Origin of the sequence: Rhodopseudomonas palustris (assembly GCF_034479375.1) — a bacterium.
Classification (GTDB): Bacteria; Pseudomonadota; Alphaproteobacteria; order Rhizobiales; family Xanthobacteraceae; genus Rhodopseudomonas; species Rhodopseudomonas palustris_M.
The window spans coordinates 1,118,826-1,132,299 of sequence record NZ_CP140155.1 but is presented as its reverse complement, the minus strand read 5'-3'; the positions used below and the strand labels follow the sequence as shown (position 1 = coordinate 1,132,299).

The window sequence follows — 13,474 nt, the reverse complement described above, 5'->3', positions numbered from 1 at the left end:
TGCTGATTCGACCGCGTCGGTTCCTCGATCGTGAACAATGCGACGCAAGGTTAGGTCCGATTTGCTGTAATTCAGCAGGAAGCACGCGGGCTTTGCCGCACGCGCAAGTGCGCTCGACAGAAGTGGTCGAAATTGACCTCTATCTCTACTGCGACCGCGCGACGGCGTGAGCGGAGAATGAGGAGCGTTCGACGCAGGCCGATGTCGGTCCCTACGCTGCCGCCGGCCTGTCGTGCGGACGCAGCAGCACCCAATACGAGTCCGGTTCGGCCTTGACGGCGTAGCGGTCGACCTGGCCGCAGCGGGCGCATTCGAAGGTGCGCAGTTCGTGGATGCTCTCGATCGGCGACACCCGCGCCAGCGCCGTCCGCGCTCCGCATGCAGTGCATCCGGGCCGTCGTCGTTCGTCCATAACAACTTCCTGATCAGACCGTTCGCCGATCATCATAGGGGCGAACCCGCCGCGGAAGTTGACGCAGCGCAAGCGACTCAGCGCTCGCGACGAATTTCGACAGCCGAGATTGGATGGGCTCGGACCACCCGCCGCAATGCGCACCAGCCCTGCGCGCCCCGCGGCACCAAGTCGGAATACCGGCGAACATTTTGCGCCGCGGTCCGTTGCGCAGGGGTATGTTCCGCGTGTTCACGGCACAGGAGATTCCCATGACACTTTCGGACGGACCGGCAGACGGACCAGAGCGGCTTCAGGCCACGGTCGAGGCGGCGATCGGCAAGCACTGGAAGGCGTATCTGATCGAAGGCATCCTGCTTCTGGTGTTCGGCTTCGCAGCGATCCTGCTGCCGCTGCTCGCCAGCCTCGCGATCACGATCCTGCTGGGCTGGCTTTTTCTGGTCAGCGGCATCGCCGGCCTCGCCTTCAGCTATTGGGCACGGCAGGCGCCGGGCTTCTGGTGGTCGCTGGCCTCAGCGATCCTGGCGGTGATCGCGGGCGTGATCCTGATCCTGATGCCGGTGCAGGGCACCCTGACCCTGACTTTGGTGATCGGCGTCTACTTCCTGGCCGAAGGCGTTGCGACCATCATGTACGCGCTGCAGCATCGCGGTCGGCTGTCCGAACGCTGGGGCTGGATGCTCGCCGCCGGCGTTCTCGACATCATCGTGGCGTTCATCATCATCTCGGGATGGCCCGGCACCGCGGCCTGGGCGGTCGGCCTGCTGGTCGGCATCAATCTGGTGTTCGGCGGCACGTCGCTGATCGCGATGGCGCTCGCCGCCCGCAACAAGGCGTCATGAAGCCGTCGGCGATCATGACGCCGTAACGGCGATTGCCGCGGCTCAGCAGCCGCGGCAGATGCTCTTGATCTTGCGGTCGAGCGCCGCGTCGGCCGGATCGACCTCGTCGATCGAACGCTCGGGCGGAACGTCCGTGCGCCGCGGCTGCCGGTGGCCGACGGGCGCCTGCCCGGTGACGCCCTGATCATTGGTCAGGGCCGGCGGCACCGACGGATTGGCCGGCCCACCCAGCCCGCCCGCGCCGCCGCTGCGCGACCCTGCCCCCATCCCGCCGCTCGTACTCGCGCCGCCGGAGCTTCCGCCGGACGCACCGCCGCCCGATTGCGCAAACGCCAGGCCGCCACCTGCGAGCGTCAAGGCCGTGGCCACAATGATCAGCTTTCTCATCTCGATCTCCTTGCCCTGCGCTTCGGGCTGCATCTGGAGCAACAACGCTTGATGAACGTTGCGGTTGCCGTCTCTGGTTGCGGCCCGGGGTCGCTCGTCACGACTCGGGCGGATAGAGATGGACGTCGCCACAATAGTCGGTCACACGATAGCGCGAAACCGCGCCGGTTCCATCATCGCCATGTAGATAGTTTGGGCCGACCGGCGCCTTGCCGTAGCCGCCGGGAATGTCGAGCACGTATTCCGGCTGGCACAGGCCGGAGACGCGGCCGCGTAGCGCCCGCATCAGCGCCTGCCCTTCCGCCAGCGTGGTACGCAGATGCGCGGTGCCGGGCGCGAGGTCGCCGTGGTGCAGATAATACGGCTTGATCCGGCATTCGACGAAGCCGCGCATCAGCGCTTCCAGCGTCTCCGAATCGTCGTTGACGCCGCGCAACAACACCGACTGGCTGACCATCGGAATGCCGGCATCGATCAGCCGCGCACACGCCGCGCGGGCAGCCGCGGTGAGTTCGCGCGGATGGTTGGCGTGCAGCGCCACCCACGTGGTTGTCCGGGGTGTCTGCAACGCCCGCACCAGCTCCGGCGTGATCCGCGCCGGATCGGCGACCGGCAGCCTTGTGTGAAACCGGATGATCCTGACGTGATCGATCGTCGCGAGTTCGGCCATGATCTCGGCGAGCCTGCGCGGCGACAGCATCAGCGGATCGCCGCCGGTGAAGATCACTTCCCAGATTTCCGGATGGGCACGGATGTAGTCGAGCGCCGCCGCGGTCGCCTCGCGCGACAGCGCGTTGTCCTTGCCGGGACCGATCGTCTCGCGGCGGAAACAGAACCGGCAATACACGGCGCAGACATGCACCAGCTTCAGCAGCACGCGGTCGCGGTGGCGATGCACGATGCCCTCGACCGGCGCATGCGCGGCGTCGCCGATCGGGTCGTCGCGCTCGATCGGCAGCGTCGCGAGCTCCTCGGCACGCGGGATGTATTGCCGCGCGATCGGATCGTCGGGATCGTTCGGATCGATCAGCGCCGCGACATCGGGCGTCACCGCGATCGCGTAGCGCGCCGCGACCTGCTCGAGGTCGTCGCGCGACTGCGCCGGCGCCAGTCCCTGCGCGATCAGTTCAGACGGCTGGCGCAGCGTCGCGGCGGCGGGCGTTTGCAATCGGGTGACCTTGCTCATGACGCCTCGCCCGCCGGCGGCGTCCACACCACCTGATCGATCCTGGTCGCGCCCGCCGCCAGCATCACCAGCCGGTCGAAGCCGAGTGCGACGCCGCTGGCTTCGGGCATCTGTCCCACTGCGGCGAGGAAATCCTCGTCGAGCGGATAGCGCTCGCCGTAGCGGCGCTGTTTCTCGTCCATCGCCGCATTGAATCGCGCGCGCTGCTCGGCGGCGTCGGTGAGTTCGCCGAAGCCGTTGGCGAGTTCGACGCCGCAGGCATAGACCTCGAAGCGCTCGGCGACGCGCGCATCGTCCGTCCTGGTTCGCGCCAGCGCCGCCTCCGGTGCGGGATAGTCGCACAGCACCGTCAGCCGTCCCTCCCCGAGCCGCGGCTCGATATGCTCCACCAGCACCTTGCTGAAAATATCCGACCAATTGTCATCGTCCGCGATGCGCACCTTGCCCGCAGCCGCCCGCGCCAGCGCGTCGCGATCGCCCGCGCCATCGACGATGGTCGCGAGCAGATCGATCCCGGCGAAGCGCTCGAAAGCGGCGGCGACCGTCAGCATCTCGTGCTCCGCCTGCGGATCGCAGCGCCGCTCGCGAAACGCGAAGCCGCCGACGCCCGTGGTCCGCGCCGCCAGCGCAATCAGCGCGACACAATCGGCGATCACCGCCTCGTAGCTTTCGCCGGCGCGGTACCATTCCAGCATGGTGAATTCCGGCAGATGCAACCGTCCGCGCTCGCGGTCGCGGAACACGCGGGCGAATTCGAAGATCCGCTCCTCGCCGGCGGCGAGCAGTTTCTTGCAGGCGAATTCCGGCGAAGTGCGCAGGAAGCGTGTCCGGCGCTCGCCGTCGGGCCCCAGCAATTCGGTACGCGGCGCGTGCAGATGAGTCTCGTTGCCGGGCGACAGTTGCAGGATCGCGGTCTCGACCTCGGCGAAATCCGCCGCGGCGAACCAGTCCCGCGCCGCCCGCGTCACGGCGCTTCGCGCGCGCAAAAAAGGCTTTCGGTCCAGATACCTGCCCCGATCCCACCACGGCGACGCGTCCACCCGGCTTTGCATCTCAAGTAGCCCCCGCGGCAAAGCGCAAAACGCTGGCATAGTCGGGGCAAATGGGTATGTTGCGGCCCGAAACCGTTTCGCAGGCCGCCGGATGCCAACGCCCGGATCGGGCCCGGACCTGAACCACAGGAAATAATCCTTTGAGAGTCATCGCCAGTTCTATTCGCAAGGGCAACGTCCTCGAGCAAGATGGGAAGCTTTACGTCGTCCTGTCCGCCGAAAACATCCACCCCGGCAAGGGAACTCCGGTCAGCCAGATCGAAATGCGCCGAATCAGCGACGGCGTGAAGATCTCGGAGCGCTACAAGACCACCGACCAGGTCGAAAAGGCGACGATCGAAGAGCGCAATTACAGCTTCCTGTATGAAGACGGCGAAGGCTTCCACTTCATGGAGCCGGAATCCTTCGACCAGGTTCAGGTCACCAAGGACGTGGTCGGCAACAGCGCGCCCTATCTGCAGGAAGGCATGGTGGTGAAGCTGTCGATGCACGACACCACCGCGGTCGCGATCACGCTGCCGCAGCGCGCCACGCTCGAAGTGGTCGAGACCGAGCCGGTCACCAAGGGCCAGACCGCGTCGTCGTCCTACAAGCCGGCGATCCTGTCGAACGGCGTCCGCACCGCGGTGCCGCCCCACGTCGGCGTCGGCACCCGGATCGTGGTTCTGACCGAAGACGGCTCCTATGTCGAGCGCGCCAAGGACTGACCTGGACTGACGCACCAACGGCGCTTCGAAGCCGATCCAAGCCCGCCGCACCCCGGCGGGCTTTTTCGTGGGCTCGGGGCCATGCCCCCTGCGCACCTCCCGGGCTTGGCCGACGGACCAAAACACCGTTAGATGACCTCCGGACTGCAGGAGGCGCGTCGCGTTTTGAGATCCAGGTGGGTCGGACAGACATTGCTGCGGAGCATGCGCGGGCTGCCGGCGCTGCTGATCGCCGCTCTCGCCGCCGCCACGCCGGCCCGGGCTGACGATTTCCGCACCCCGACCGTGACCACGCTGCGGACCGACTGGAGCGCGGCCCTGAGCCAGTTGCGCTCCGAACTGGGCGGCCGGCCCGCCGTCGCCGCCGAATTCATCTTCAGCGGTCGCCGCGGGCTGCGGGCCTATGATCCGCGTCGGATCCCGGCGCTGGTCCGGCTCAACGCCATCAGCGCGCGGTTCTTCCCCGGCATCGGCCGCAGCGCGGTGCCGGTGCTGCTGCCGTTCGACGTCGCCGCGCTGCTCGACGCCGATCCGAAGGCCGAGCCGGATCAGGCGCTGCTTTTGCGCGTCCAGGCCGGCTTCCGTCCGGTCGAGATGTTCGACGCCGGCCCCTCCGGCTACGACGCGGTGTTCGCGCTCGAGCCCGGCGCCGGCGACGACATGCCGCCGCGGGTGTTCGCCAGCCCCGTCGAGGTGCAGATCACCGGCTCGAACCTGATCTACGACATCGCCGATCCGTTCGGCGGCAAGGGCGAGCCGGTCAAGGCGCTGGCTGCGCAGTATCCGGACCTGCGCCGTTTCATCCGCGAGGGCCATGTGCGCTACGCCTTCACCCGGTTCGGCGTGGCCTATGTGGTGTCGATCCAGTGCCTCGACTCGGTTCCGAAAGCCAGGCGCCTCGCCTGCCGCGAAAGCTATCCGGTGGCCGAGCGCTTCCTGACGGCGCTGCGCATCGCCGGCGGCCGGCCGCATCGTCCGCGCCGCGATATCGAACCCGCGATCGCCGAGCGGCCGACCGCGCTGTCGCCGGATTTCAGCTATCGGCCTAGCGGCGACATCATCGCCAATTCCGGCTTCCGCAAGCAGCAGGGCCGCCCCGATTTCACCGTCTACGCGCAGATGCGGTTTCCGATCGAGAACCAGCCGGCCTATGCGCGGTCGCAGTCCTATGCGCGGCATCGCCCCGCTGTCGGCGGCAACGGGCCCTATGCCTATCCGTGGCGGGACAATTTCTGCGAGAGCCGCAGCTTCGGCGTCGGCCAGTGCGCCACCGGCTTCGGCCATCAGGGTCAGGACATCCGCCCCGGCGCCTGCCTGCCCGGCCAGGCCGATTGCGACGTCAAGCAGCAGGGCGTAGTCGCGGTGCGCGACGGCGTGCTGATCCGATCGCCGAAGCAGCAGGCGGTGACGCTGCAGGTCAATACAAGCCGCGAGCACATCCGCTTCCGCTACATGCACATGAATCCGTGGGAGCTCGACGCCGACGGCGTGCTCAACGGCCGCCGCGTCGATGAAGGCGAGCGCTTCGGCGTGGTCGGCAACTATCTCGATCGCCCCAACGGCACCTCACGCCATCTGCATTTCGACGTGCAGGTGTTCACGCCGGACGGCTGGCTCTGGGTCAACCCCTACGTCACGCTGATCGCCGCTTATGAGCGGCTGCTCGGCGAACGTGGCAGCGAGATCGTGCCGGAGGCCGCGTTTCCGCCCGCAGTCGCGCGCGCGGGTCCGGAGGAGTGAACAATCCGGGTGAGCGGGCGCGTCTCAGTCGCGCGGGGGCGTCTCTTTCGGGACGAACACGCTGACGGCCTTCGGCAGCATCTCGAACCGGGCCGGAGTGGAGGTGACGATTTCACCATCGGCATTGATCGGACGTCGCTTGCGGGTGTGGATTTCAAACGACACGCCGCGCTCGGCCCGGACTTCGCGCCACATCACGTGCCGGCCTTTGCGGAAATCATAGGCCATCGCCAGCAGCTTCCACAGCCGGCCGAATTCGAGCGAGTACAGATCGAAACGCGCATCGTCGATCTCGGCGGTCTGCTCGACCGCCATCCCGCCGCCATAGTAGCGGCCGTTGCCGACGGCGATCTGCAAAGTCCTCACCCGGACCGAACTGCCCGACGAAACGATCACGGCGCGAAACGGCCGCATTCGGCTCAGCACTTTCGCTGCCGTGATCGCGTAGCTCAGGCGGCCGAACCGGCGCTTGCTCTCGCCGCTCAGCTCGCGCGCGAGTTCGGTGCTCAGTCCGACGCTGGCGACGTTGAAGAACTTGTGGCCGTTGACCGAGCCGAGATCGATCCGCTTGCGGTGACCGGCCGCGATCACGTCCGCAGCGGCCTCGATGTCGAGCGGCAGGCAGAGCGTCCGCGCGAGATCGTTGGCCGTGCCGGCGGGAATGATGCCGAGCGGCAATCCGGTCGTCACCAGCGCGGGCGCGGCTGCATTGAGCGTGCCGTCGCCGCCGGCGACCACCACCGCCTCGGCGCCGTCGGCATGGGCTTCGATCCAGCGCTGAAGGTCGTCCGGTTTGCCCGGCGGGGACTTCAGCACGTCGAAACCGGCCGCCCTCAGCCGCGACTCCGCGATGCCCCCGGCCTCGCCGCCGGACCGGCTCCCGCCATTGACCACCATCAGCAGGCGCCGCAGCGAAATCGCCGCCGAGCCGCTCCCATCGTCCGCCCCGCCGGTTTCGCTAGCCGGCGACAGGTCTTCCGAAGTCGGAATGACGTGAGTTTCGGTCATGCAGGATCCATCTGGACGAGAACTGGCAGGCGAGCCGGCGGACGGCGAGCCGGAATGGCGACGACACCGGATAACGCCCCGCCGCCGAAAGGTGCCGCCCCGAGACAACTTGTCGCTTCGCCTCCGCTGCAACCGCGCGCGCCCACGGCAAGTCTGCGCCAGCAGGTGGCGCCGGGCGCTGTCGCCCCGCCACCGGCCTCGGCTCTGGCGGCCCGCAGCAAAGCCGTTAAACTCGCGCGATGACACGCTGCGATTCCAGTTTCCAGCCGACCCGTCGCCTTCTGCTGCAATCCGCGCTCGGCGCGGCCATCTTGTGGCCCGCGGCGGCGCGCGCCGCCCCGGCCGGCTTCGACGAATGGCGCGACAGGTTCCGCGGCCGCGCGCTCGCCAAGGGCATCTCGGCGCAGACCTGGGACCGCGCGATGGGCCGGCTCGAGCCGGACATGAGCGTCTTCAAGAAGATGCAGAAGCAGCCGGAATTCCACGAGCAGCTCTGGCAATACATCAACCGCCGCGTCTCCGACTGGCGCATCGGCAACGGCCGCGTGGCGCTGCAGAAGAACGAGGCGCTGTTCGCCAGGATCGAGCGCGACTACGGCGTCGAGCGCGGCACGCTGCTGGCGCTGTGGGGCGTCGAGACCGCCTATGGCGACCCTTTGGTGCAGCAGAACCACATGCGCCCGGTGTTTCCCTCGCTCGCAGCATTGGCCTGGAACGAGCCGCGCCGCCGCGCCTATTGGGAAACCGAACTGATCAACGCGCTCAAGATCGTCGACCGCGGCTGGTCGACGCCCGAGGAGATGCGCGGCTCCTGGGCCGGTGCGATGGGTCACACCCAATGGATGCCCGAAGTCTGGCTCAATGTCGGCATCGACTACGACCGTGACGGCCGGGTCTCGCCGTTCGGCCGCCCCGATGACGCGCTCGGCTCCAGTGCCAGATATCTCGTCAATCGCGGCAAGTATCGGCGCGGCGAGCATTGGGGCTACGAGGTCAGCGGCCCCGGCGGCGCGATCAGCGGCAGCCGCTCCTATCTCGCCTGGTCGCGCTCCGGCGTCGCCCGCGTCGACGGCGAACCGTTTCCCGATCCGCAAGCGATGGCGCAGATGTGGGTGCCGGTCGCGGGCGGCCCGCAATTTTTGCTGGGGCCGAATTTCTACGCGGTGCGCAGCTACAATCCGTCGATGAACTACGCGCTGGCGATCTGCCATCTCGGCGACCGCATTCTCGGCGCCGGCCCGTTCGCCAATCCGTTCCCCGGCTCCGAACGCGCGATGACGCTGGCCGAAGTGCAGGAGATGCAGACACGGCTGACCCGCGCCGGCTTCGACACCGGCGGCACCGACGGCCGGGTCGGCAACGACACCATGAAGGCGGTGCGCGATTATCAGACCCGCGCGGGCATGCAGCCCGCCGACGGCTATGGCGGGCTCAAGCTGCTGGCGCGGCTGCGGCAGGGGCCGTAGGTCGCCCGCGATGCCGCATCACTGGACCTGGCACCGGGTGAAGGCGCTGGCGCACGAAGAATGGCGCGCGCTGGTCACCATCAATCCGAGCGACCGCCCCTGGCAGATGCCGGCCTCGGTCGCGCTCGCCGCCGGACTGCCGATGCTGATCGGCGCGTATTTCGATCACCTCGATTACGGCCTGATCTCCTCGCTCGGCGGCATGGCGTTTCTGTATCTGCCGCGCACGCCGCTGCATCATCGCATGGCGGCGATGATGGCGGCGTCGTTCGGCTTCCTCGCCTGCTACACGGTCGGACTGGTGGTGCATCTGCTGCCGTTCCTGCTGGTGCCGGCGCTGACTTTCGTCGCCATCATGGTGACGATGGTGTGCCGGTTCTATCGGGTCGGGCCGCCCGGCAGCCTGTTCTTCGTGATGGCGGCGTCGATCGCGGCCTACACGCCGAGCGATCTGATGCAGGTGCCGCTGAAGGTCGGGCTGTTCGCGATGGGCAGCCTGCTCGCCACCCTGATCGCCCTGATCTACACCCTCTACGTGTCGCGGATCCGCGATCCGTTGCCGATCGAGCCGTTGGCGCAAGCCGATTTCGATGTCGTCGTACTCGACTCGGTGCTGATCGGCTGCGCCGTCGGCGTCTCGCTGGCGCTGGCGCAGGCGCTGCAACTGGAGCGGCCCTATTGGGTGCCGGTGAGCTGCCTCGCGGTGATCCAGGGCCTGTCGGTGCGGGCGATCTGGAACCGGCAGTTGCACCGCATCCTCGGCACCGTGCTCGGTCTGGTGATCGCCGCCGCGCTGCTGTCGCTGCCGCTGGAAAAATGGAGCATCGCGTTCCTCGTGCTGGGCCTCAGCTTCGTGATCGAGACCGCGGTGATCCGGCATTACGGCTTCGCGGTGATCTTCATCACCCCGCTGACGATCTTCCTCGCCGACGCCGCCACGCTCGGCCACGGCGTCCCGGTCGAGATCATCGAGGCCCGGCTGATCGACACCGTGCTCGGCTGCCTGGTCGGCTTTTTCGGCGGCATCCTGCTGCACAACGCCAATTTCCGCCGCTGGGTGCGCCCGGCTATCCGCAGGCTGACGCCGCTGCGGCTGGTGCCGGACCGCGCGCCGAAGCAGCCGTGACCAGATCCGCCAAAAGTCCGGGTGCGGATCGCGGCGCGCCGTGGGATAATACCCGCCTTCGCCCTCATTGCTGGATGTGTCGCAGGATCGTGCCGTGACCGATGTGCGCCCGCAGGCCGAGACCTTTCAGGCCCCGCTCGACGAGATCGTCTGGAACACCGCTTTCCGCCGCGGCTTCGCCGAGGCTCGCTCCGGGCGGCTGCCGAAATTCGACGACGAGCTGATGTTCCAGGACGGCCTCGCCTGGGTCTACGAATGGGGCCGGCAATTCGCCATCCTCGCCCCGCCCGACCTGCCGCTGGTGCTGCCCGATGAAGGCGCGCTCAACCCGAAAGCGGTCGAGCTGTTCCGCGAGATGGTGATGCAGGGCGAGATTTGTACGTAGGCCAGCGGCCGCGTCAGTTGTTAGTTCGTCATGGCCGGGCTTGACCCGGCCATCCATCCTTCTTCAGGTGATGGATCGCCGGATCAAGTCCGGCGATGACGTCCGTGTGGTAGCAGCGCTTCGATCAACAAAGGCGCGCGCGTCACCGGATCATCGACGGCCCGGGATCCGGCACCGCGACGTCGATCACGCGAAACTGCACGCGCTCGGCGCCCTGCCAGCGGTCGATCGCAAGGCAGCCGGCAACGTGGAGTTGCTGTCCGCGGTTTTCCGCGAGCGCCTGACCGAGCTTCTGGCCGACGCTGCGAAACGCGATGCCGTTGACGATGGCGCCGTCGCCGGACCTGAACCGCAGCCGCAGATGCGCCTGCCCGACTTCGTCGGCATAGACCAGCTGATGCGCCGGCAGCGCGATGATCGGCTCGGGATTGCCGGCGCCGAACGGGCCGGCGCGGTTGAGCGTGGCGGCGAATTCCGGCGTGACGCCACGCGCCGACACCGCGCCGTCGATCGACAGTTCATTGACGTGGCGCGACTTGGCGACGTCGGCGGCGAGCGCGGTCTCCAGCCAGCCGCGGAATTCGGCGAGGCGTTCCTTGCGCAGCGTCACGCCGGCGGCCATCGCGTGGCCGCCGCCCTTGATCAGGATGCCCTCGGTCACGGCATTGCGCACCGCGCGGCCGAGATCGACGCCGCCGATCGAGCGGCCCGAGCCGGTGCCGATGCCGCCCGGCTCCAGCGCAATGGCAAAGGCCGGACGGCCGAACTTCTCCTTCAGCCGCGACGCGACGAGCCCGACCACGCCGGGATGCCAGCCCTCGGATGCCGTGACGATCACCGCGCCCTTGTCCTCGAGCCCGAGTGACGCCATCGCCTCGGCTTCCGCCTGCGCCTCCGCCATCTGCTCGATGACGCGGCGTTCGGTGTTGAGGCGGTCGAGCTCGGCGGCGATCCGTGCCGCCTCCGAGACGTCGCCTTCGAGCAGCAGCCGCACGCCGAGATCGGCGCGGCCGATTCGGCCGCCGGCATTGATCCGCGGGCCGAGCATGAAGCCGAGATGCCAGACCTCCGGCGGTCCGTTGAGCCGCGCCACATCCATCAGCGCGGTGTGGCCGACATGGTCGCGCCTTCGCAGCGCGATCAGCCCCTTGGCGACGAAAGCGCGGTTCAGCCCGATCAAGGGGGCCACGTCGGCGACGGTGCCGAGCGCGACGTGATGCAGCATGTCCAGCAGATTCGGCTCCGGCCGTTCCACCGTCCAGAAGCCGCGATGGCGCAGTTCGCGGTTGACCGCGACCAGCGTCATCATCACCAGACCGACGGCGGCGAGATGGCCGAGCCCGGACAGATCGTCGGGCCGGTTCGGATTGATCAGCGCGTCCACTTCGGGCAGTTCGTCGACGGTCTGGTGATGATCGATCACCACCACGCTCATGCCGAGCCGCCGCGCTTCGGCCAAAGGCTCGAGGCTGGTGGTGCCGCAATCGACCGTGATCAGCAACGTCGCGCCCTTGTCCGCCAGCATCCGGATGGCGTCGACGTTCGGGCCGTAGCCTTCGAAGATGCGGTCGGGAATGTGGATCAGCGGATCGAGCCCGCAATGCCGCAGATGCCAGGCCAAGAGCGCCGCCGAAGTCGCGCCGTCGACGTCGTAATCGCCGAAGATCGCCACCTTCTCGCGCTTCGTCGCGGCATCGGCGATGCGCGTGGCGCCGGCTTCCATCTGCGTCACCGAGGATGGATCGGGCATCAGCTTGCGGATCGTCGGATCGAGGAAATCGGCGACCGCGTCGATCTCGACGCCCCGCCCCGCGATCACCCGCGCAAGCATCTCCGGCAATTGATAGCGCTGCGCGATCGCCTGCGCCTTCGCGGTGCCGCGCGCATCCAGCCGATCGCGCCACAGCTTACCGGTGGCAGAGCGGGTCACGCCGAGAAACGCCGACACTGGATCAGGCGGCAATGCGGATGCGGGCAAGGTCATGGCGCGTGGAGATAAGCACGAGTTGAGCACGAGGCAAACCGGTGCCTCACCTCATGCATTGAATCGTCATCCTGAGGTGCGAGCGAAGCGAGCCTCGAAGGATGCGGCGACAAGCGCCGTGCCCGCGGCGCATCCTTCGAGGCGCGCAAGGGCGCGCACCTCAGGATGACGCTGAGATGTGTCGCAGCGCTGCGTTCAGCACCCCAGCCGGTCGGCGATGCCGCCGAAATCCGCGGCGACGATGTCCCAGGCGCCGGTCGCCTCGTAGTCCTGCTTCTGCAGCGGGCCGTATTCGGTCGGGCGGGCGACGAACGCGGTCTTCAGGCCGAGCTTCTGCGCGGCGTCGAGGTCGTTGTTGTGGGCGGCGACCATCATCACCTGCCCGGGCGCCAGGTTCAGCAGCCGCGCGGCGCCGAGATAGGTCTCGGGGTCGGGCTTGTAGTGCTCGAACAGATCGCCGCCGAGGATCAGGTCCCATGGCAGCCCGACGGTCTTGGCCATCCGCGTCAGCAGCCCGACATTGCCGTTCGACAGCGGGCTGAGGATGTACTTCGTCTTCAGTCGGGTCAGGCCGGCGACGACATCCGGCCACGGCTGCAGCCGGTGCCAGCCGGTCGTCATGTAGTGCAGATCGTCGTCGGTCAGCCCCGCGATGCCGAACTCGACCACCAGCTTTTCCAGCGAGCGGCGGTGCAGATCGTCGAGGATGATGAAGCCGCGCGACGGATCCTTGCGGACCGCGTCCATCGACGGCACATAGGCCTGCCGCCACGCATCGACCAGCCCGGCCCAGTCGCCGGCGACGCCGCGCTTCGCCGACCACGCGGTGAAGTCGGAGATCAGGCTGCTACGCCAGTCGACCACGGTGCCGAAGATGTCGAACACCAGGGCCTGCACGTCTGTCGGTTCGGCTCTTCCGGCCATCGCTTCTCTCCCTTGCTACGTATACCGACCTCATGGTGAGGAGGCGCGCAGCGCCGTCTCGAACCATGATTTCCAGCCACTCATCCTTCGAGACGCCCCGCTTCGCCTGCGGGCCTCGCCGGGCTCCTCGGGATGAGGTCTGCGCCCCTTGCCATCGTCATTCCGGGGCGCGCGTGAAACGCGCGAACCCGGAATCTCGAAGGCCAATGCCGGTCTCAGATTCCGGGTTCGCCCGCAGCTTCGCTGCGTGCGCCC

13 protein-coding genes are annotated in these 13,474 nt (G+C 67.9%); 6 read left to right on the top strand and 7 right to left on the bottom strand.

What is annotated here, in order from left to right:
• Positions 1–211: 211 nt before the first annotated feature.
• Positions 212–412, bottom strand: a complete 201-nt coding sequence (locus SR870_RS04945) for a hypothetical protein (RefSeq protein WP_322516921.1) — start codon at positions 410–412, stop codon at positions 212–214.
• 251 nt (positions 413–663) lie between these two features.
• Here SR870_RS04945 and SR870_RS04940 point away from each other — a divergent pair, with 251 nt between their 5' ends.
• Complete coding sequence (locus SR870_RS04940; protein WP_322516920.1) at positions 664–1,254, top strand: HdeD family acid-resistance protein; 591 nt, start codon at positions 664–666, stop codon at positions 1,252–1,254.
• Between the two features lie 42 nt (positions 1,255–1,296).
• Here the strand turns inward: SR870_RS04940 and SR870_RS04935 are convergent, their stop codons facing one another.
• The 3 genes from SR870_RS04935 to epmA all read right to left on the bottom strand — a co-directional run bounded on the left by SR870_RS04935 (position 1,297) and on the right by epmA (position 3,879).
• Positions 1,297–1,641 carry a hypothetical protein gene (locus SR870_RS04935; protein ID WP_322518200.1) on the bottom strand — a complete coding sequence of 115 codons (345 nt, stop codon included), beginning with the start codon at positions 1,639–1,641 and terminating at the stop codon, positions 1,297–1,299.
• Between the two features lie 97 nt (positions 1,642–1,738).
• On the bottom strand, positions 1,739–2,827 hold the full coding sequence (locus tag SR870_RS04930) for a lysine-2,3-aminomutase-like protein (RefSeq protein WP_322516919.1): 1,089 nt from the start codon (positions 2,825–2,827) through the stop codon (positions 1,739–1,741).
• Positions 2,824–3,879: an EF-P lysine aminoacylase EpmA gene (gene epmA / locus SR870_RS04925; protein ID WP_322516918.1), complete on the bottom strand. Its 1,056-nt coding sequence runs from the start codon at positions 3,877–3,879 to the stop codon at positions 2,824–2,826. The genes SR870_RS04930 and epmA overlap by 4 nt, the downstream gene beginning before the upstream one ends.
• 140 nt (positions 3,880–4,019) lie before the next feature.
• Here epmA and efp point away from each other — a divergent pair, with 140 nt between their 5' ends.
• Positions 4,020–4,586 carry an elongation factor P gene (gene efp, locus SR870_RS04920; RefSeq protein WP_322516917.1) on the top strand — a complete coding sequence of 189 codons (567 nt, stop codon included), beginning with the start codon at positions 4,020–4,022 and terminating at the stop codon, positions 4,584–4,586.
• A 204-nt stretch (positions 4,587–4,790) separates the two neighbouring features.
• Positions 4,791–6,326, top strand: a complete 1,536-nt coding sequence (locus SR870_RS04915; protein ID WP_322518199.1) for a M23 family peptidase — start codon at positions 4,791–4,793, stop codon at positions 6,324–6,326.
• Positions 6,327–6,350: 24 nt separating this feature from the next.
• Here SR870_RS04915 and SR870_RS04910 read toward each other — a convergent pair whose 3' ends face one another.
• The gene (locus SR870_RS04910) at positions 6,351–7,334 is read right to left on the bottom strand and encodes a lipid kinase (protein ID WP_322516916.1); all 984 of its coding nucleotides are present in this window, start codon (positions 7,332–7,334) and stop codon (positions 6,351–6,353) included.
• 239 nt (positions 7,335–7,573) lie between these two features.
• On the opposite strand from SR870_RS04910, the gene SR870_RS04905 reads away from it, so the two are divergent.
• From SR870_RS04905 to SR870_RS04895, 3 genes are all read left to right on the top strand, one after another.
• Positions 7,574–8,800, top strand: a complete 1,227-nt coding sequence (locus SR870_RS04905) for a lytic murein transglycosylase (RefSeq protein WP_322516915.1) — start codon at positions 7,574–7,576, stop codon at positions 8,798–8,800.
• Between the two features lie 10 nt (positions 8,801–8,810).
• Positions 8,811–9,926: an FUSC family protein gene (locus tag SR870_RS04900; protein ID WP_322516914.1), complete on the top strand. Its 1,116-nt coding sequence runs from the start codon at positions 8,811–8,813 to the stop codon at positions 9,924–9,926.
• A 94-nt stretch (positions 9,927–10,020) separates the two neighbouring features.
• Positions 10,021–10,311, top strand: a complete 291-nt coding sequence (locus tag SR870_RS04895; RefSeq protein ID WP_011441846.1) for a hypothetical protein — start codon at positions 10,021–10,023, stop codon at positions 10,309–10,311.
• A 142-nt stretch (positions 10,312–10,453) separates the two neighbouring features.
• On the opposite strand, the gene recJ is transcribed toward SR870_RS04895, so the two are convergent.
• Both recJ and SR870_RS04885 read right to left on the bottom strand, forming a co-directional pair.
• Positions 10,454–12,295: a single-stranded-DNA-specific exonuclease RecJ gene (gene recJ, locus SR870_RS04890; RefSeq protein WP_322518198.1), complete on the bottom strand. Its 1,842-nt coding sequence runs from the start codon at positions 12,293–12,295 to the stop codon at positions 10,454–10,456.
• Positions 12,296–12,490: 195 nt separating this feature from the next.
• The gene (locus tag SR870_RS04885) at positions 12,491–13,219 is read right to left on the bottom strand and encodes a haloacid dehalogenase type II (RefSeq protein WP_322516913.1); all 729 of its coding nucleotides are present in this window, start codon (positions 13,217–13,219) and stop codon (positions 12,491–12,493) included.
• Between the last annotated feature and the right edge of the window lie 255 nt (positions 13,220–13,474).